The 16,974-nt window shown below is 59.5% G+C and carries 17 protein-coding genes and 1 pseudogene; 4 read left to right on the top strand and 14 right to left on the bottom strand.

Going from position 1 to position 16,974, the window contains the following annotated elements; translation table 11 throughout:
- Nucleotides 1-5: 5 nt before the first annotated feature.
- The 4 genes and pseudogenes from AB4Y31_RS22575 to AB4Y31_RS22560 all read left to right on the top strand — a co-directional run.
- A pseudogene (locus AB4Y31_RS22575) lies at nt 6-176 on the top strand (helix-turn-helix domain-containing protein); the annotation flags it as partial.
- 557 nt (nt 177-733) lie between these two features.
- The gene (locus AB4Y31_RS22570) at nt 734-1,657 is read left to right on the top strand and encodes a LysR family transcriptional regulator (protein ID WP_368675862.1); all 924 of its coding nucleotides are present in this window, start codon (nt 734-736) and stop codon (nt 1,655-1,657) included.
- 349 nt (nt 1,658-2,006) lie between these two features.
- Nucleotides 2,007-3,077 carry a zinc-binding dehydrogenase gene (locus AB4Y31_RS22565; RefSeq protein WP_368675861.1) on the top strand — a complete coding sequence of 357 codons (1,071 nt, stop codon included), beginning with the start codon at nt 2,007-2,009 and terminating at the stop codon, nt 3,075-3,077.
- Nucleotides 3,078-3,172: 95 nt separating this feature from the next.
- Nucleotides 3,173-3,892, top strand: coding sequence for an SDR family NAD(P)-dependent oxidoreductase (locus tag AB4Y31_RS22560; protein WP_368675860.1), 720 nt, complete (start codon nt 3,173-3,175; stop codon nt 3,890-3,892).
- 319 nt (nt 3,893-4,211) lie between these two features.
- Here AB4Y31_RS22560 and AB4Y31_RS22555 read toward each other — a convergent pair whose 3' ends face one another.
- The 14 genes from AB4Y31_RS22555 to AB4Y31_RS22490 form a co-directional block, all read right to left on the bottom strand.
- Nucleotides 4,212-4,442 carry a hypothetical protein gene (locus AB4Y31_RS22555; protein ID WP_368675859.1) on the bottom strand — a complete coding sequence of 77 codons (231 nt, stop codon included), beginning with the start codon at nt 4,440-4,442 and terminating at the stop codon, nt 4,212-4,214.
- A gap of 208 nt (nt 4,443-4,650) precedes the next feature.
- Nucleotides 4,651-5,730, bottom strand: coding sequence for a methyl-accepting chemotaxis protein (locus AB4Y31_RS22550; protein ID WP_368675858.1), 1,080 nt, complete (start codon nt 5,728-5,730; stop codon nt 4,651-4,653).
- Nucleotides 5,708-6,358, bottom strand: coding sequence for an MCP four helix bundle domain-containing protein (locus AB4Y31_RS22545; protein WP_368675857.1), 651 nt, complete (start codon nt 6,356-6,358; stop codon nt 5,708-5,710). Before AB4Y31_RS22545 ends, AB4Y31_RS22550 begins: the two co-directional genes overlap by 23 nt.
- A 699-nt stretch (nt 6,359-7,057) precedes the next feature.
- Complete coding sequence (locus AB4Y31_RS22540) at nt 7,058-7,966, bottom strand: LysR family transcriptional regulator (RefSeq protein ID WP_368675856.1); 909 nt, start codon at nt 7,964-7,966, stop codon at nt 7,058-7,060.
- A gap of 117 nt (nt 7,967-8,083) precedes the next feature.
- Complete coding sequence (gene iolG, locus AB4Y31_RS22535; RefSeq protein ID WP_368675855.1) at nt 8,084-9,076, bottom strand: inositol 2-dehydrogenase; 993 nt, start codon at nt 9,074-9,076, stop codon at nt 8,084-8,086.
- Nucleotides 9,077-9,130: 54 nt separating this feature from the next.
- Nucleotides 9,131-9,409 carry a hypothetical protein gene (locus AB4Y31_RS22530; protein WP_368675854.1) on the bottom strand — a complete coding sequence of 93 codons (279 nt, stop codon included), beginning with the start codon at nt 9,407-9,409 and terminating at the stop codon, nt 9,131-9,133.
- Between the two features lie 105 nt (nt 9,410-9,514).
- Entirely contained in the window at nt 9,515-10,366 is an 852-nt protein-coding gene (locus AB4Y31_RS22525) for an SDR family NAD(P)-dependent oxidoreductase (protein ID WP_368675853.1), read from the bottom strand.
- A gap of 69 nt (nt 10,367-10,435) precedes the next feature.
- Complete coding sequence (locus AB4Y31_RS22520) at nt 10,436-10,720, bottom strand: YciI family protein (RefSeq protein WP_133188019.1); 285 nt, start codon at nt 10,718-10,720, stop codon at nt 10,436-10,438.
- 83 nt (nt 10,721-10,803) lie between these two features.
- Nucleotides 10,804-11,868: a maleylacetate reductase gene (locus AB4Y31_RS22515; protein WP_368675852.1), complete on the bottom strand. Its 1,065-nt coding sequence runs from the start codon at nt 11,866-11,868 to the stop codon at nt 10,804-10,806.
- Complete coding sequence (locus tag AB4Y31_RS22510; RefSeq protein ID WP_368675851.1) at nt 11,855-12,205, bottom strand: Dabb family protein; 351 nt, start codon at nt 12,203-12,205, stop codon at nt 11,855-11,857. Before AB4Y31_RS22510 ends, AB4Y31_RS22515 begins: the two co-directional genes overlap by 14 nt.
- Nucleotides 12,202-13,083, bottom strand: coding sequence for an intradiol ring-cleavage dioxygenase (locus AB4Y31_RS22505; RefSeq protein ID WP_368675958.1), 882 nt, complete (start codon nt 13,081-13,083; stop codon nt 12,202-12,204). The genes AB4Y31_RS22510 and AB4Y31_RS22505 overlap by 4 nt, the downstream gene beginning before the upstream one ends.
- A gap of 359 nt (nt 13,084-13,442) precedes the next feature.
- On the bottom strand, nt 13,443-14,429 hold the full coding sequence (locus AB4Y31_RS22500; RefSeq protein ID WP_368675850.1) for an ABC transporter permease: 987 nt from the start codon (nt 14,427-14,429) through the stop codon (nt 13,443-13,445).
- A 12-nt stretch (nt 14,430-14,441) separates the two neighbouring features.
- Nucleotides 14,442-15,452 carry an ABC transporter permease gene (locus tag AB4Y31_RS22495; protein ID WP_368675849.1) on the bottom strand — a complete coding sequence of 337 codons (1,011 nt, stop codon included), beginning with the start codon at nt 15,450-15,452 and terminating at the stop codon, nt 14,442-14,444.
- Nucleotides 15,445-16,941 (bottom strand): sugar ABC transporter ATP-binding protein, encoded by a 1,497-nt coding sequence (locus tag AB4Y31_RS22490; protein ID WP_368675848.1) that lies wholly within the window; start codon nt 16,939-16,941, stop codon nt 15,445-15,447. The genes AB4Y31_RS22495 and AB4Y31_RS22490 overlap by 8 nt, the downstream gene beginning before the upstream one ends.
- Nucleotides 16,942-16,974: the final 33 nt, after the last annotated feature.

Genomic DNA, 16,974 nt, shown 5'->3' with positions numbered 1-16,974 from the left:
GCTGCCTGGCTCTATACGGCCGACGCGCAGGGCGACTGCATTTCCGCGAGAAGGTGCCGCTGCGCGAGATCGCACGGCGAACGGGGTTGTCGCGCAACACGATCCGCACGTGGCTGCGTCAACCAGAAGCAGCGGAGCCTAAGTACCCGAAGCGGATCAGTCCGACCGTGGTGGACGCATAGGCACCAGTGCGAAGGCCTTGGGCGAGAGCTTGCTTGCGCGGTCCTTGGTACACGATCACAGGTCAGGCGCGGGCTTCTTCAAATAGCCGAACATTTTCAGGTCGACGAGTTCATGATCGGCGCCCGCATTTACGACGTGGAAGCCCGCTTGCGGTCGTATCTGTACGCCGCCGAGACCCCATCAAGTCGCACCTGAGATGAACCCCAACCTGTGGCCTCCAAGACATACTGACGCCGATAGTACGCCGCGACAGCGCTCAGCGCCACGATGCTGCCGGCGCCAACGCAGCAGCAGCCTGCGACGCGTTCTTTGCCCCCTACCTGCCTAATCCTTCTGCACGCGACCGTCTCGGCGCCCCGTCGCTGCACCGTACTCCTTCGTCCTTTGCAATGAGACAAGAACTGCGTGGGTCGGTAGTGTTGGAGAGAAAAAGTCGACAAAGTGGCGAGTCGCAGTGTGTTTATCGATTGGAAAGTCTGCGCGATAGTGACGTCAAGCGGATGGAAGAATCCCTGTCGATTCTTCCGTGAGATGCAAGACGAGGGAGACCATGGACCGCTGGACACAACTGCAGCTGTTCGTGCTGACAGCAGATCTCGGAAGTCTGTCGAAGGCGGCAGAGCAACTCGATATGTCCAACGCCGCGGCGAGTCGAACCTTAAGCTCCCTCGAGGAGCGCCTTGGTGCGCGGTTGATCGAACGTACAACTCGCCGGATGTGGCTTACCGACGCGGGCCGTGAATATCACCGTCGTTGTAGCGCGGTCATCACCGAACTGAACGAAGCCGACTCGATCGCTTCAGAGGAAGCACTGAGTCCACGAGGTGTTCTCCGTGTCACCAGCTCCGTTTCGTTCGCGATGATGCACATCGCCCCGGCCCTGCCGGAATTCCTGCAGCGCTATCCCAATATGACTGTACAGATTGTGGCGGCTAACCAGTATCGTGACTTCATAGAGGCTGGGATCGACATAGCGATCCGGACAAAAGAGCACGAAGGTGACTCTGGAATCACGATCCGCCGCCTGGCCGAGACCAGACGCGTGCTCGCGGCGTCGCCCTCGTATCTCGCCGCACATGGACGCCCCGAAACGCCGCAAGATCTCGAGCAGCACAAAATACTCGTCTACAACCTGGCAGCGGATCCGTATTCGCTCCATTTTCGACGCGGCGGGGAGGAGTCCAATGTCTCGATCACAAGCACACTGGACTCGAATGAAGGCCAGGTGATCGTTGCTGCGGGCCATGCCGGCCTGGGCATAGTCGTCCAGCCGCTTTACATCATTCACGACGATATCGTGTCAGGGCGATTGATTCCCGTTCTCGAAGACTGGCAACTTCCGCGTCTGACGATCAACCTCGCCTATCAGAGTCGACGCCACCAACCCGCAAAAATCCGAGTTTTCACCGACTTTCTGGTCGAACGTGTCAAAAGGCTAAAGCTTGAGCAGCGCTGGATGACCTTTGCCGCTTGATGCCGGCGGCGTGAGCTATCGAATGGAACGAGCAACCGTCGCGATGCTGGTCGGATTCTTCCACCTGCAGGAAATATGATTTCGGCCTCGCGCATGTTTCTATCGCGATGGCAGTCATACTCTATACGTAAAAAATTGCGCATCCCGGACCGGGACAGCGCATGCCCGCGAAGGCAAGGAGACATATCTTGAACGCACACATCTTTCTCAATCGGTTTTCTCGCGGCCGCTCTATACCGTTTGGCCAAGCCAACCACGTAGGCAGCGATCGCCCACGGTTGGCGACACTCGAATCGCATCGATTCGAAACCAACGCATTCCTTGGTCGTACAAACTATAGGGGAAATTGATGAAAGCAGTCCGCTTCCATGGAAAGCGCGACCTGCGCATTGATGAAGTGGATGGGCCAGGCGAACTCGAGCGTGACCAGGTGCTCGTTCGACCAACGTTCTGCGGAATCTGCGGTACCGACCTTCACGAATACGACCACGGTCCAACGTGGACGTCCACTGAATCGAATCCGTACAGTGGCGCGGCACTCCCTCAGATCCTGGGCCATGAATTTTCTGCAGAAGTCCTAGCTGTCGGTGATGCGGTTTCCACCGTTGCGCCGGGCGACCGCATATCGATCCAGCCGCAGATCGGGCCACGGGATGACTATTTCGGGCGCAGAAACCTTCCATTTCTCGGGCCGAACGCTTCTGTAGTTGGCCTGAGCTGGCCGTGGGGAGGGATGGCCGAACGTGCCGTCATTAACGAAGCCAACGCAATCCGGCTCCCACCTGATATTAGCGACCGCCAAGGCGCACTGGTCGAGCCCGCCGCCGTTGGCGTGCATGCGGTCGACCGCGCGAATGTCCGGCCTGGCGATAGCCTTTTAATCACCGGCGCAGGAACGATTGGAGCGATGGCTGCCCTTGCGGCGCGCGCAGCCGGAGTAGCAAACATCTTCATCAGCGAGCCAAATGCGAAGCGGCGGGAGCGCATCCACGCAATGGGCATTGGCGTCACGATGCTCGATCCACTCACGGCCGACGTCGCTGCGCACGTCCGCGGAGTGACACCAGAATCACTTGGTGTCGACGCTGCTATCGAGTGTTCCGGAAGCGGTCGGGCGTTCAACACTTGCGTGGACGCTGTGCGCTCTCAGGGTGTCATCGTTCAGGTCGGACTGATGGGTGGCAAGGTCGAAGTCGACCCGTTCCGCTGGACGGTCAAGGACCTCACAATCAGAGGCTCGCTGAACTACCCACTTACGATCTGGCCACGCATCTTTTCGATGATGCGAAGTGGCCACTTTCCGGTCGAGAAGGTCGTCGATGCAGAGGTATCGATGCAACGCGTTAAAGAGGATGGCTTCGACGCGCTGCTCGCCCCAGGCAGCGCCAAGCTCAAGATTCTCGTATCCATGCCCTCGTGAAATGCAGGCCTCGCGGCCTTTCGATCTTCATAACCAATACGCGAAGGTCGTCGCTCTCCCGTGGAGCTTTGGCAAATTGAATCGGAGTACAGAAAATGGATCGTCTTAAAGGAAAAGTCGCACTCGTGACCGGAGCTGCGCAAGGCATCGGCCTCGCTGTCGCACAAGCATTCGCAAGCGAAGGCGCTGTCGTTTTTGCCGGTGATGTGCAACCCGGCAAGCAAACGGAGGGAGTCAAGCCTGTCCGACTCGACGTCTCGTCCAACGATGACTGGCAGCGCGCTGTGGCCGAGATCATAGAGGTCCACGGTCGCATCGATGTACTCGTCAACAACGCCGGCATCGTGGCATGCTACGAACCCGTGCATGGCACTGATATCGAAAGTTGGCAACGCGTGCTCGCAGTCAATCTGACCGGGAGTTTCCTGGGCATGCAGGCGGTGCTGCCGTTCATGCGCCGAGCAAAGCAAGGTTCGATCATCAACTTCTCGTCGATCTGGGGCAACGTAGGCGTTCCGGGTGCGGCAGCGTACAACGCAGCGAAAGGCGGCGTGCGCAACATGACGAAGAATGCCGCAGTCACCTACGCGCCGGAGAATGTGCGAGTCAACTCCGTGCATCCAGGACTGATTCGAACGCCACTCGTCGAAGCACAGTCAGACGATATGAATGCCGGCATCATTGCCAGTACTCCCATGGGGAGAATGGGCACGCCTCACGAGGTCGCGGCAGGATGTGTGTTTCTGGCGAGCGACGAAGCGTCGTTTGTCACCGGAAGCGAACTGGTGATTGACGGCGGATACCTCGCTCAGTAGTCCCGAATCATCATCTAGCCGGCACCGGTGGCGGCCAGATCTCCCCAGAGCAGTGGCGATCTGCGCCGGCCGTGAAAGCTCCTCATTGCTTCCCGTATTCAGGCGGAGAAAAGTAATCAAAGCAAGGCAAGGTTTGGATCACGTCTCGCGCGTTCGGAAAGGAGCCACGTTAACCGCCGGCCGATTTAGGCATCCGCAGTACCGCCAACCCAAATCGCGACTTACGTTTCGGTCCCTTCTGCGCGAGCGGGACCGCGTTCAGAAGAAAGCTCCCTTTCATCCCACGGGGACCGATGGCCAAAGTCCTTAGATCGGGCATTCACAGCCGCTTTCGGTCCAGCTTAAGTACTTCGCGAACGTACACCTTACCGGTCTCCGGCATCGCCTTCGCGTTCGGATCGTCTGCAGGAAGCAGCCATCCGTCAACCCTGCCAAGCGTGACGCATAGCCGACTGCACAACTGCTCACGCGTCAGTCCAAGTTCGTCCATCGTCTGCCTTAGCAGTTCCTGCTGGGAAGGCCTATCGTTCTTCGGCGGGTCTGCGTCCATCACGTCACTCCTTGAGCAGGCTGTTGAATACTCCTTCGTCGCGGCTTGCTGCCGATCCGATGCCGGAGTTCGAGAATTCGGATGCATTCGATGTTTCGTGGGGCCTACTGTCTCCACTTTGGCGCTATCGGTCTAGACGGTACTCGAGCAACGCTTACGGCGCCCCAATCGTGCGACCCGATGATCGATCGGGTCCGCAGATTGAGCATCACGCATCCTGGCGCATCAGTTTGAAGGCGCTGACGGCCCGCACCAGCGAATCCGCTTGCTCGAGCATCGCCGCAGCGGCAGCTGCGGCCTGTTCGACCAGTGACGCGTTGTGCTGTGTCACCTGGTCCATCTGTGCCAGCGACTGATTGACCTGCTCGATGCTGTTGGCCTGCGTCTCGCTCGCCCCCATGATTTCCGTCATAACCTGCGTGACGCTTTTGACACTTTCGAGCGCCTCAGTCATCGTTTCACCGGCCTCCTTAACCAGGCGGTTTCCCTCAGCGACCTGAGCAACGGAGCCACCGATGAGAGCCTTGATCTCCTTCGCTGCCGTCGCGGAACGTTGTGCAAGGCTACGCACCTCCGAAGCCACCACAGCAAACCCCCTTCCCTGCTCCCCGGCACGCGCAGCCTCGACAGCGGCGTTCAGCGCAAGAATGTTGGTCTGAAAAGCAATGGCGTCGATGACCGCTATGATCTCCACAATTTTCCGCGATGCGCCATCGATCGCGCCCATTGTCTGCACCACATCGGCTACGACTGCTCCGGCACGGTTGGTTACGCGCGAAGCGGTTGTGGCGAGGTCATTGGCTTGACGAGCATGATCGGAGTTGCGATGGACGGTTGTAGCCAGTTGTTCCATGGTCGCGGCGATTTCCTGCAGCGATGCCGCCTGCTCCTCTGTGCGCGACGAAAGATCCAGATTGCCACTCGCGATCTGCCCAGAGGCTGCTGCGATCGTGTTCGCGCAAGCGTGTACCTGCCCGACAGTCGAGACAAGTCCGTCTCGCATCGTCTTCATCGCACGCATGAGGCTGGTCCTATCGCTCGGCTTCGTCCTCACATCAAAAGTCAGGTCGCCTGCTGCAATGCGTCCAGCCGCGGTTGCCGCGTCGCCAGGTTCGCCGCCCAGCTGCTTCAGCAAGCTTCGCGTGATCAGCGTCGCAGCTACGATGCCAGTCATCAGGGCAAGCAGCGCGAGGGTCAATATCGCCATACGGCTTGAAGCATACGAATTCTTTGCTTCCTTCGTCAGCGAACCATTCGTCCTGAGTTCAAGTGCTCGCAGGTTGCGCACAGCCGCCTGCCACTTGTCCTGAATAGGACTTAGCTCGCTGCGCAGCAGATAGTACGCATCGCCTTTCTGCCCCTCCCGCGGCGAGTTGTCGAGTCATTTGCATGAGTGGCGAAGCCTGTTCTCCGAGCTGCCGGATCTCTTCGAGCAAGGTCTTCTTCTCTTCTATGGTGCCAGGCTGCTTGAACAAGGCATCGAGCTGCCTGACGCTGCGCTCGTAAGCCGCCGTCTCGTCGTCAAACCGTTTTGACTCGATCTGAATCTGGTCCTGTTGATCTGGTTGAAACAGGATGAGATTACGAAGCACCAGCGCGCGGGTTGAAATAGTCTCGTCAACCGCTGTTGCTACGCTTGCCTCGACCGAATTCACGTCCGTGATTTCGGATAGTGTCACTTCCAGCTGGGACATTCGGTGAACGCTGAACATCCCGACTATCACCAGAAGTGCTGAGACGAGAAAGAACCCGATTCCCAGGCGGTGCGCGACTTTAAGATTGGAAAGATTTATCTTTTTTCGATTGAACACAGTCGATTCCCCCTCGCGGTCCCCTTGACGCAAGGCGCACTCAGCTGAGCCAAAATCCCTCTTCCGCTGGTGGCGCGCGGCCCGCCAGGGAAGCACATCGGCCACTCATGAGTGCGCTTTCAGCTGACTGCCTTCCCGGCAGGCGTGTTCCGGGGCAAGGCAATATCTGGACTAATCCACACCGTCCGTCAGAACCGCCCCCGTCTCGATAAAGACGCGGCGCGCATCTGACGATGCATTTTGATTCTCACCACTCTGCTTTGCAGTCCCCTTGACGGCAACGATCGCGCTGGATTTTTCGCGTCGTTCGATAAGTGACGGTGCATCGTGGTCTGTCAGAAGCGGCCGAAACGATCCGTGTTCTGCACGACCGATTCAACTGCGACCAACGTCCATTCGTCTCTCGTTTTGTGTGATCGACAGGATCAGGCTGGTTTTTTGGACCCGCACTGAGCAATATGCAACAGAGCGCCCCGACGGTAAAGGCACTTCAATTCGCCTGTATGTAGAATTCGGCTCGCAAATTGAGCCACGAGCTTGATCTCGCATCAGTTTCTTTTGTCGCGAGCCGAAGCTGGCCATCTTTCTTTTGGATTCCATATCATCTGTGACTCGAGCTATCCCTGCGCACGTCTTTGCGCACCTCGTCAAGGAATGCGGAATTGGCCATTTGAAGGCGCGCGTCGATGCGGTCCCTGATCGAGCAAGCGATAAAGAGTCCGTGGACGCGCCGTGCCGTCCACCGGTTTGAACATCGTCGTCCCCTGAATCTCTTCGCGCACTTGCCGAAACGGAAACTACTGATCAGTCGAGGGCCCCTTCTGCGGCCAGCCCAACCAACGTATCAACAACATGTCGGACTTTTGGCCGGAGATGCGCCACCTTCGGCCAGACTACGTGCACGTCGATGAGGTCCTTCGATACCTTGTCGAGCAACGATACGAGTGCTCCATCGTCCAAGCCCGGTCGGAGGAGCGACATCGGCATCTGGCAGATTCCGAGTCCGGACAACGCGGCGTCGATAATGGTATCGCCGTCACTTATCTGATGAGTCGGAGGCGGGGAGATGCGCCGCGATTCCCCATCTGTGTTGACCCGCCATGAAAGCGGCTGCCCTCTGCGATACCCCACAATGCACGAATGATGCTGCAGGTCATCGACCGTCTTTGGAGTACCGCGCCGTTTGAGATACTCTGGGGCTGCCGCGATGACCATCCTCTGGCTCGTCAGGCGGCGCGCGACGAGGCCACTTGAACTTTGCAGTTCTCCAAATCGCACGACGAGGTCAACGCCCTCCTCGATCGGGTCTATGATGTGATCGGAGAAGGTCATTGTGAACTGAAGATCGGGGTGCTCCCGGCCGATCTTGAGAAGGATCGGAACCAGTACCCGTCGACCGAACGCCGCAGGCATATCAATGCGAAGGCGGCCCACCGGTCGTTGCTGTCCTGGCCCCAAGGCAGCTTCGGCCGCTGAAATTTCGTCCAGCGCCGCAGAGCAAGCAGCAAAGTAAGCCTCGCCATCCGCGGTCAACGCGATGCTGCGCGTCGTCCGGTGGAAAAGCTTGGCGCCAAGGCGCTCCTCTAGCTTGGCAATGGACTTGCCAACGGCCGACTTGGTCAGCCCGAGCTGGTCCGCAGCGTCCGTAAAGCTGCGCGATTTGGCAGCGGCTACGAAAATCGCAACGCCGCTGAAGGATTCCGGTTGCGCCATGAGAATGCCTATCGGAGAAGCGCCTTCTCCATTTAGGGCGCAGATCGGGCGGTTGTCAACTTTTTCTCAACGAGTGACGCGGACGCCGGCTTCGCCGTGCACCCGCGGTCTCAGCCTTCAGATCCGGACTGTGCGGCCGCTCTGCGCCGCCTCGAGCGCGCAATTGGCGATGTGAAGCGCCCTGATGCCGTCGCGTGGAGTCGCGGGCATTGCGGTGCCGCTCTGCAGTGTGTCGATGAAGGCGTTGAGCTCGACACGATACGAATCCGCGTGCCGCTCCAGAAAGAAGTTGAGCAGCGGATCGCGCGCCTCGGTCGCGCCACTGGTCCAGCGACGCAAACTCGACGGGCGATGATTCTCGTTCAGAACCATGCCCTTCGAACCGAACACTTCCACGCGCTGATCGAAGCCGTAGGCAGCCTGTCTCGAGTTATTGATGTGACATTGCTTCCCGGATGCCGTGCGCAACAGTACCATCACGCTGTCGAAGTCGGGAATCTCTTCAAGGCCTGGATCGACCAGACGATTACCCATCGCCATGACCTCGACCGGATCCTCGCCCAGCAGCCAGCGCGCGGTATCAAAGTCGTGAATGGTCATATCGCGAAAGATGCCGCCAGAGTGGCGAAGATATTCGCGCGGCGCAAGGCCGGGGTCGCGGCTCGTGATGACGACCTGACGAACATCACCCACCTCGCCATCACGGATTGCCTTTTTCAGGGCCATCGCGTCAGGATCGAAGCGCCTGTTGAAAGCGAGCATCACCTTGCCCTGCAGTCGCTCGATCTCCTCCACTGCGGCGAGCGCCCGATCGATATCGAGGTCGATCGGTTTCTCGCAGAGAACGGGTTTTCCGAGCCGTACAGCACGCAAGGTGAGGTCGATATGTGTGTCTGTCGGCGTGCCGATGATGACTGCATCAACGTCTTCGCGATCGACCGCTGCCCCACAGTCGAGGCTGAAATCACAGGCGAGCGAACTCGCCAGCTCTGCAGCCGCAGCCTCGTTGGGATCGGCAACAACTACGAGTTTAAGACGACGGTCTGCTGCCACGTTTGCAGCGTGGATTTTTCCGATGCGACCCGCACCTAGGACAGCAATTCGCAACATACAAGTCTCCTGTTTCCATCTACGCGCCTGTGCGACGCGCTATTTACTGCAAAGTCAATTTCCGGAGGTAGCAACATTCCTTCGGCGCGATGGCGAACCTGCGCACGTAGGTTGCAGCAACTTCTGAACGTAGAGATGCTCCGGCCTGTTCAGGCCATCTGGTGCAAATTCCCGGCTCAACCGAAGGATATCCACGACACCATACTCCGAGATATCCGGCCCTTGCTCTCCGCGCGCCGCTGCGATTTCGATCGCCAGGCGATGTGCGTAGCTGCGCTCCCTCAGCAGCACGGCAAGCGCCTCCGCGAGAATGGTGCGGTCCTGGGTAGACATTGACGATCCAGACATGTCCTCTCCTGTACCTTTCGGTTACCCTCATACGGCGCGGAAACGCCCGCCACAGCCGTTCCGGCTCTGCGGCTGCGCGCGCCCTCGTCCTCAGATGAGGCTTCGAATGCTGCCGCCATCGACGCCCCACACCGCCGACGTTACAAACGAAGCGAGGTCTGAGGCCAAGAACACGATCACGTTCGCCACCTCTTCCGGCGTACCCAGACGGTTCAACGGGAGCTGGCGCAGGGAGAGTTCATGCTCCACGGCTTCACGCGGCTCCATGCCGTGGAACTTGCCCATCGTGTCCGCGAAGCCACCTTCCTTGGTCCAGAACGGCGTCCATACGGGCCCGGGGGCAACCGCATTGACGCGGATCCGGGGCGCCTCCGCACGCGCCAGGCCCTTAGTCAAGGCAAGTACAGCCGCCTTCGACGCCGAATAATCGATGGGAACCGGCTCCGGCTGTCGCGCCAGGTCCGATGCGTTATTGACGATCGTTGCCTTCTCCCGCGCGCGCAGTGCGGGAAGCAGATGGCGGCATGCACGCACATAACTCATGAAATTGAGGTTGAGGGTGAAATCCCAGTCCTCGTCCGAGAGTTCCTCGAACGTCCGCACCTTGCCCGCGCCAACATTGTTCACGAGCACGTCGACCTGCCCGCTATACGGCCGCAGCGCCGCATCAATCCCTTCCTGAACGCCGTTGGCTTTCGAGAGGTCGGCCTGAGCGATGCTCACGTTGCTTCCCATCGCTCGAAGTTCTGCCTGGACCTCCTCCAGTGCGCCGCCATCGATATCCACCAGGCATAGTCGCGCGCCCTCCCTCGCGAACGCAACGGCCGTTGAGCGGCCGATGCCCTTCGCAGCGCCCGTTACCAGGACGATCTTTCCGTCAAGTCCCGTCTCCATTGTCGTCTCCTGTTTTTTCAGTAATCCTTCAGATGCGAGAAGCGCCAAAATCGTATTTATCCAAGCCGGCCAAGGGCGAGTAACGTGCTCCAGCCCCGTTCAGCGTTCAAGGCATGGCTAACGGTTATCCACGCGCTTTATGAATGGCCGAATATCGATCGACTTCCAGATCTTCGCCTTGTTGAACGGATCGTCCTTGACGAATGCCTCGATGTCAGCGATCTCCTCTGCCTCATAGAGAAAGAAGCTACCGATCATCGTCGTTCCGTCCGCTTTGGTCAGCGGACCTGAGATCAAGGTCTTCACCGGTGAAGTCTGCAGATAGGCTTTGTGGGCGTCGTAGTGTTCGAGCCGGCGCTCGACGACTCCGTCGTGGTCAAGACAATAGACAGTGAAATGCATACTGCACCTCCAGAGATTCAAACGGCCGACATGCTCATGCGCGACTTCAACGCTGGCGCGGGATGATGCCGGCCTGTGGCACCCTAGTGCGGGCTAACTCCGTCAAACGCATCCTGCAGCAAGGCGTGGATCGCTTCACGTTCGATCGGCCGCGGATTCCAGTACGGATTCGAGCTGGCGATTTCCGCTGCCTTTTCTACGTCCTCGGACTTCATCCCGATATCCTTCAGCGCGACCGGCGCGCCGTTGGCCTTCGCCAGTTCGTAGACGCCGATGGCTGCATCGTCTGCTCCGATCGCGCGCGCAATGCGGGTCATCGCGTCGGGCGCAGCCTGCCTGTTGTACGCAAGCGCGTGCGGCAACACGATGGTATGGGTTTGCGCGTGTGGGAGATTGAAGCTCCCGCCCAGCGTGTGACATAGCTTGTGGTGTAGCGCCATTCCTACGCTACCCAGAGTCGTCCCGCACAGCCATGCGCCATACAGTGCCTGCGAACGAGCATTGATGTCGGTGGAGTTCGCAACGATGCCTGGCAGCGCACGAGCCAGCGATGCGATGCCCTCTTCGGCCATCAGGCTGATAACCGGATTCGCGTCGCGCGAATACAGCGCCTCTGCTGCGTGTGCGATGGCGTTGATGCCGCTGGTTACGGAGAGCCCGACCGGCAATGTGACCGTGAGGTCGGGATCGTAAATCACGGTTCTCGGAAGCACTCTGACGTCCGTTCCGGTCCTCTTCAGGCCGCCCTCGGTAATGCCATAGATCGCCGTCATCTCGCTGCCAGCGTAGGTCGTCGGAATCGCGAGAATGGGAAGACCGGAATCCATCGCGATCGCCTTCCCGAGGCCGACCGTGGAACCTCCGCCGACGGCGATGGCGCAGTCGGCGTTCAGATCCCGGGCCAACGCACGTGCTTCGCGAGCGAGTTCAATTGGCACATGCATCACAGCCTTGTCGAAGACAGCTGCCGTGCGTGCACCCAGCCTCGCGGCGACCATTTCGGCAGTCTCCCGCTGCTCCGGCGTGCAGAGAACGAGTGCACGTTGCGCTCCGAGTTCCAGGACTTCACGCTCGAGGTGCTGTAAGCTACCCGCGCCGAAAACTACACGGCCCGGTCGTGCCTGATATACAAATTCAAGCTTTTGCATGTGCGGACTCCGCCTCCACCGTACGAATCGCGGCAGCATCAAATTCATAGTCGACCTGGAACCGTGCGGTCCGCAGGTCGCCGAGTTCCGTCCGGACACGCAGATGCTCAGGATGAGACGCATACGCGTCCAACGCTTCACGGGACTCAAACTCGGTCACGAGAACTGCGTCGCATGCGTAGTCGACCCCGCTCGAGTCGATGCCGACCTCAAGATGGCTCATCCCCGGAATTCGACCGCGCAGCCCTTCGAAACTTGTCTTCACAAGCTCCGACATTGCCGCACGCTCAGCCTCCGTTTCACCGCGTACACGCCACATCACGATATGCCGGATCATGCGATTGCCTCCGATGGATTGAGGACGAAATCGTAGTCGAGCGTGTACCACGGTACGTCGAATACCTTGCCGTCCGGTGCGATCCCGGGCTCGTGACGAACCCAGTCTGCAATCAGGGACGAACGCACACCGAAGACCACGTCGGAATCGAGATACTGATCGCCATCCCGGAACACGTGAGTGATCAGCGTCTCGTAGCCGGGCGCCTGAAGCATGAAATGCAGATGGGCGGGGCGCCACGGGTGGCGTCCGGTCGCGGTCAGCATGCGGCCGACCGGCCCATCGTGAGGAATCGGATAAGCTTCGGCGAGAATCGATCGGAAATAGAAATTTCCCTCGGCATCGGTCTGCAACCGCCCGCGAGCACGATGTTCCGTCGGCCCGTCGCCACTCTGCGTCTGGACGTCGTAATAGCCGTCTTCGTCCGACTGCCACACGTCAAGCCACGCATTCGGCACAACTTCGCCATCTGCGCCACGGACCTGGCCTTTCACGTAGCACGGCGCGCCATGTGCGCCATTCGAGATGTCGTCGCCGTTCTTATAGACCGGAGCCCCTTCGAGAAAAAACGGCCCGAACACCGTTGCCTCGGTGCAATTGGCCGGCTTGCTGTTGTTCTGAGCCGTCACCAGCATGGACAGGCCAAGCGTATCGGAAAGCAGGATGAATTCCTGGCGTTTGTCGTCGGTGATGTGACCGACCTCAGTGAGAAATGAAATAGCCTTGAACCACTCAGCCTCAGTCAGTTTCACCTCTCTCGCAAAAGCATGAAGGTGCTGTACGAGGTTGGTCATGATCGTTCGCAGACGTGCGTCTTCGCACTTCGCGAAGGATTCGATCACGGCGAGCGTGATGGTGTCTTCGTTGATATTGCGCATTTCAAATGTCTCCGGTGTGCGCTCTTGCAAGCGTCTTCCCGACAAAGTTAAAGCTTCGTTGCCGGAAATAAAATGCGCTCGGGTGAAATGACATTTCCGGGCGCCGGAAAAATCCCCTGTCTCTCTTCCGGGTGGCAGCGCTTCGCGTGGCACGTGGGCATTCGTGCTGCAAGGCTGTCGACCAGGAGTTGACGATATGGCGACACGAGAAGCGCTGGATGACGTTTGCCCCCTAAAATGCATTATCAGCACTACACCTTTGGTTCGCCGACTCTCTGACGCACGAGTACCTTCGAAACCAAAATGCCGACATACTTTGAAGTACGCTGGCATTCTCACAGTCGCCGGTTCGCGGTCCGTCAGGCGCTCGTGCCTTTCGCGGAGCGGGCCCGGGCAACGCGTGCCAACGGACTGGCCAGCACGCTGCCCAGACGGCCGTCGAGCAGCACGACCATTAGAAGAAGTAGACCATTGACCAGCAGGATCTGGGTCGAGGTCGCATTGAGCAGACCGAGTCCGTTGTTGAGCACCGTGAGAATCAACACGCCGACTGCGACGCCGAGCGGCGAACCGATTCCCCCCTCAAGTGCCACGCCGCCCACAATCGCCGCCGACGCCGCCTGGAGCAGGATATTGCTACCCATCGTTGCAGACGCGGTGGCAAGGCTGAGCGACAGCAGACCACCACCGAGCGCAGAAAGGCTGCCAGAGATTGCGAAGCCTACGGTCAGTGCTGTACCGACGCGCGCGCCGCTCTGGACGGCAGCCTTCCGGTGTCCACCCGCTGCGTAGATGTCCCGACCGAGCGTGGTGTATCGCAAAAACAGCGATACGACCACATAGCAGAAGATGGTAATCAGGCTACGCGGGGAGAGGATGCCAAAGATGTTCTGATCCAGGAAGTCGCTCACATCGAGATTCGCCCAGCTCAGGACGCGCCCGCCCGCTAACCAGTAACCGACTCCCGTGAGGAACATCATCGAGCCGACGGTTGTGACAAGCGACGAGACGCCAAGCCAGGGCAAAAGCGCCGCGTTCGCGACGCCCACCGCGATCCCGAAACAGACGGCATATACCAGGCCAAGCACCGCACTATCGCCGCCAAACTTCACGGTGATCAAGCCCGCGACGGTCGCAAGCGCCGCCACACTGAGGTCGAATTCACCAGCGACCATCGTCACCGACAAGCCCAGCGCTACGATGCCGAGGAAGGCGAAAGCCTGGAAAATCGCGTACAGGTTGGCCGCTGAGAAAAAGTGATCGACGGTCAGGCCAAAGTACACGGGCATGCCGATTAGCAGGATCGAACGAATCACAAGATTCAGAAGACGTTGAGATTGATTCATTTCGCTCTCCGCTTATTTCTTGCCAGGCCCGAGACGAGCGAGCAACGCACCGAACACGACCGCCCCCAGCACCACCATGCCTTTGACGACCAATTGATACTCGTAGCTCACGCCGCTAACGAGCAGGATGTTACTGATCACAGCGAGGAAGATCGCACCGGTAACCGCGTCCGAGATCTGTCCGCGTCCGCCCCGGATCGAGATACCGCCGACCAGAACCGCGGCGATTGCGTTGAAGTCTAGGTCGACTCCGTAAGTGAGATTGCCTTGCGCCGACGACGATGCGATGAGCGACCCGGCAAGCGCCGCTGCCGCGCCTGCGAATCCGTAGCAGAACAGGGTGGCCGCCATCAGGCGCAGACCCGCGATTCGAGCAACCTCCGAACGCATGCCAATGAGCCTGATCTCCCGTCCGATACGCGTCTTCTGGAGTATGAAACTCCCGATAATCACGAAAACGGCGAGCACGATGATCTGGGTCGGCAACCAGCCAGAGAGCTTGCCTTGACCAAGCCAGGTTGCATCGCCATCTCCGATGATGGTAAGGCCGCCGGTATAGAGCACGCCCGCGCCGAGAATGATGGAAGAAGTTGCGATCGTCGTGATGATCGGATTGGCACGGCCTAGCGCGATGACGGCGCCCTGCGCAATGCCCATTGCGAGACCAGCAAGAACGACGGCGAGAACGGTTACGCCGAGTCCGAGGTGGATCAATGCAGCGAACATTACCGTCGACACCGCAGCCGTCGCGCCCATCGAGAGCATGAACAGATTGCCGCTAAGTGTGACGAGCGCCATCCCGACTGCACCGACTCCAACCGCGGCAACCGAGTACATCAGCGACTGGACGTTGCCGAATTCGGTGAAGTGAGGAACGGCGCCCGCTGCAACGATGATCAGCAATAGCGTTGCAACGCGGATGGAGCCCGCATGAATACTCGTGCTGCCGAACAGAGCCGAAGCCCAGCGCCTATAGAATGTAGGAGAAGCCTGCATAGCGGTTTTAAGAGCAGTTTTATGCATGGCCAGCCTCCACGCGTTGAGTTCCGAACGAAGCGTGGCCACCCGCCGCTTCGCCCCCACCCGCGACGATGTCATGCAGGACCGTATCGCCATCGATCTCGTGTCGCGGCTTGCGACGAACCATCTGGCCTCGGAAAATCGTCACCACCGTATCCGCGAGTTCGAGGATTTCCTCAAGGTCGGTCGAGTAGAAAACCACGGCCAAACCGTCGTCCGCCATCTTCCGCAGGGTCGAATAGATTTCGCTGCGCGCCCCGATATCGACACCGCGCGTCGGCTCGTTCAGCAGCAGGAGCTTCGGCGCGAGCGCCGCCGCCTTGGCGAGCGAAACCTTCTGCTGGTTACCGCCGCTCAGGGTGGAAACCTCGTGCGGCAGTCGCTTCGCGTCTATCGCAAACATCCCGGCGAGACGCCTCGCTTCCGCGGCCTCTGCTGCCCGCAGCATGACGCCGGCGCGGCTGAATTTCGACATTACCGATGCCGTGATGTTGATACCGATCGGAGCGTCAAGAAACACGCCCTTGTCGGCCCGGTCCTCGGCCACGTAACCGACTCCGCAACGAAGGGCGCTTCGCACGCTGTCGATCTTTGCGACCTCACCGTCGAGCTTCACAGACTTGGAGACGTCGCCACGCAGTCCGGCAAGCGCCTCGACTACCGTCTCGGCCCCGGATCCAAGCTGCCCGACGACCGCCACGATCTCGCCAGGCGCGACATCGACGCTGAGGCCTTTCAGCTTGTCGTCCACGCTGAGATTTGTGACAGACAGGCGCGGCAGCAGGGATGCGCGTCCTTCTATGGCCTTGATCGGATGACGTACGAGCTCACGGCCAATCATCGCCTTCACCACCTCGCCGGTGGTCATGTCTGCGGTCTTGCTCGTGACGACGTGCTGACCGTTCCGGAAAACCGTGATCCGGTCAGTCAGGGCAAAGACCTCATCGAGTCGATGGCTGACGAAAATCAGCGCCGTCCCCTGATCCCGCAGACGTCGTGCAACGTCAAACACACGCACAATTTCGGCGTCCGAAAGTGTGGCAGTCGGTTCGTCGAGCAACAGGACCTTTGCCTGCCGAGACATGCCGCGCGCGATCTCGATCAATTGGCACTCAGCGAGACTCAGTCGCGAGGCCGGACTGTCCAGTTTGACGTGGGAAAGTCCAACCGAATCGAGATGCGCTCGAACCGTGTCACGGTAGCGGCCCCGCAGGTAAATCTCGCGCTGGTCCGCACCGCCCAGGAGGATGTTGTCGAGCACCGAGAGCGTGGGGACAATCGCGAGCTCCTGGTGAACAATCGAGATCAGCTTGGGATCGGTGCGATGGCCGAGCTTGAGCTGCTGACCATCCACGGTAACCGAGCCATCGTCCGGCTCGACAAGTCCGCCGAGGATCTTGATGAACGTGCTCTTGCCTGCGCCGTTCTCGCCACAAAGGGCGTGGATCTCACCCGGCGCGAGTTCGAGGCTTACGCCGGTCAGTGCCTTCACGCCGCCGTAGTGCTTCGTGAGGTTTCGGGCGCT

Origin of the sequence: Trinickia sp. EG282A (genome assembly GCF_040965455.1) — a bacterium.
GTDB classification, from domain to species: Bacteria; Pseudomonadota; Gammaproteobacteria; order Burkholderiales; family Burkholderiaceae; genus Trinickia; species Trinickia symbiotica.
The sequence above is the reverse complement of the archived record's forward strand: the minus strand, read 5'-3'. Positions and strand labels throughout refer to the sequence as shown.

What these genes read in the sequence shown, in the direction of transcription:
- AB4Y31_RS22570 (WP_368675862.1), top strand. Translation starts at nt 734, where the DNA reads ATGGACCGCTGGACACAACTGCAGCTGTTCGTGCTGACAGCAGATCTC.
- AB4Y31_RS22565 (WP_368675861.1), top strand. Translation starts at nt 2,007, where the DNA reads ATGAAAGCAGTCCGCTTCCATGGAAAGCGCGACCTGCGCATTGATGAA.
- AB4Y31_RS22560 (WP_368675860.1), top strand. Translation starts at nt 3,173, where the DNA reads ATGGATCGTCTTAAAGGAAAAGTCGCACTCGTGACCGGAGCTGCGCAA.
- AB4Y31_RS22555 (WP_368675859.1), bottom strand. Translation starts at nt 4,442, where the DNA reads ATGGACGCAGACCCGCCGAAGAACGATAGGCCTTCCCAGCAGGAACTG.
- AB4Y31_RS22540 (WP_368675856.1), bottom strand. Translation starts at nt 7,966, where the DNA reads ATGGCGCAACCGGAATCCTTCAGCGGCGTTGCGATTTTCGTAGCCGCT.
- iolG (WP_368675855.1), bottom strand. Translation starts at nt 9,076, where the DNA reads ATGTTGCGAATTGCTGTCCTAGGTGCGGGTCGCATCGGAAAAATCCAC.
- AB4Y31_RS22530 (WP_368675854.1), bottom strand. Translation starts at nt 9,409, where the DNA reads ATGTCTACCCAGGACCGCACCATTCTCGCGGAGGCGCTTGCCGTGCTG.
- AB4Y31_RS22520 (WP_133188019.1), bottom strand. Translation starts at nt 10,720, where the DNA reads ATGCATTTCACTGTCTATTGTCTTGACCACGACGGAGTCGTCGAGCGC.
- AB4Y31_RS22515 (WP_368675852.1), bottom strand. Translation starts at nt 11,868, where the DNA reads ATGCAAAAGCTTGAATTTGTATATCAGGCACGACCGGGCCGTGTAGTT.
- AB4Y31_RS22510 (WP_368675851.1), bottom strand. Translation starts at nt 12,205, where the DNA reads ATGATCCGGCATATCGTGATGTGGCGTGTACGCGGTGAAACGGAGGCT.
- AB4Y31_RS22505 (WP_368675958.1), bottom strand. Translation starts at nt 13,083, where the DNA reads ATGCGCAATATCAACGAAGACACCATCACGCTCGCCGTGATCGAATCC.
- AB4Y31_RS22500 (WP_368675850.1), bottom strand. Translation starts at nt 14,429, where the DNA reads ATGAATCAATCTCAACGTCTTCTGAATCTTGTGATTCGTTCGATCCTG.
- AB4Y31_RS22495 (WP_368675849.1), bottom strand. Translation starts at nt 15,452, where the DNA reads ATGCATAAAACTGCTCTTAAAACCGCTATGCAGGCTTCTCCTACATTC.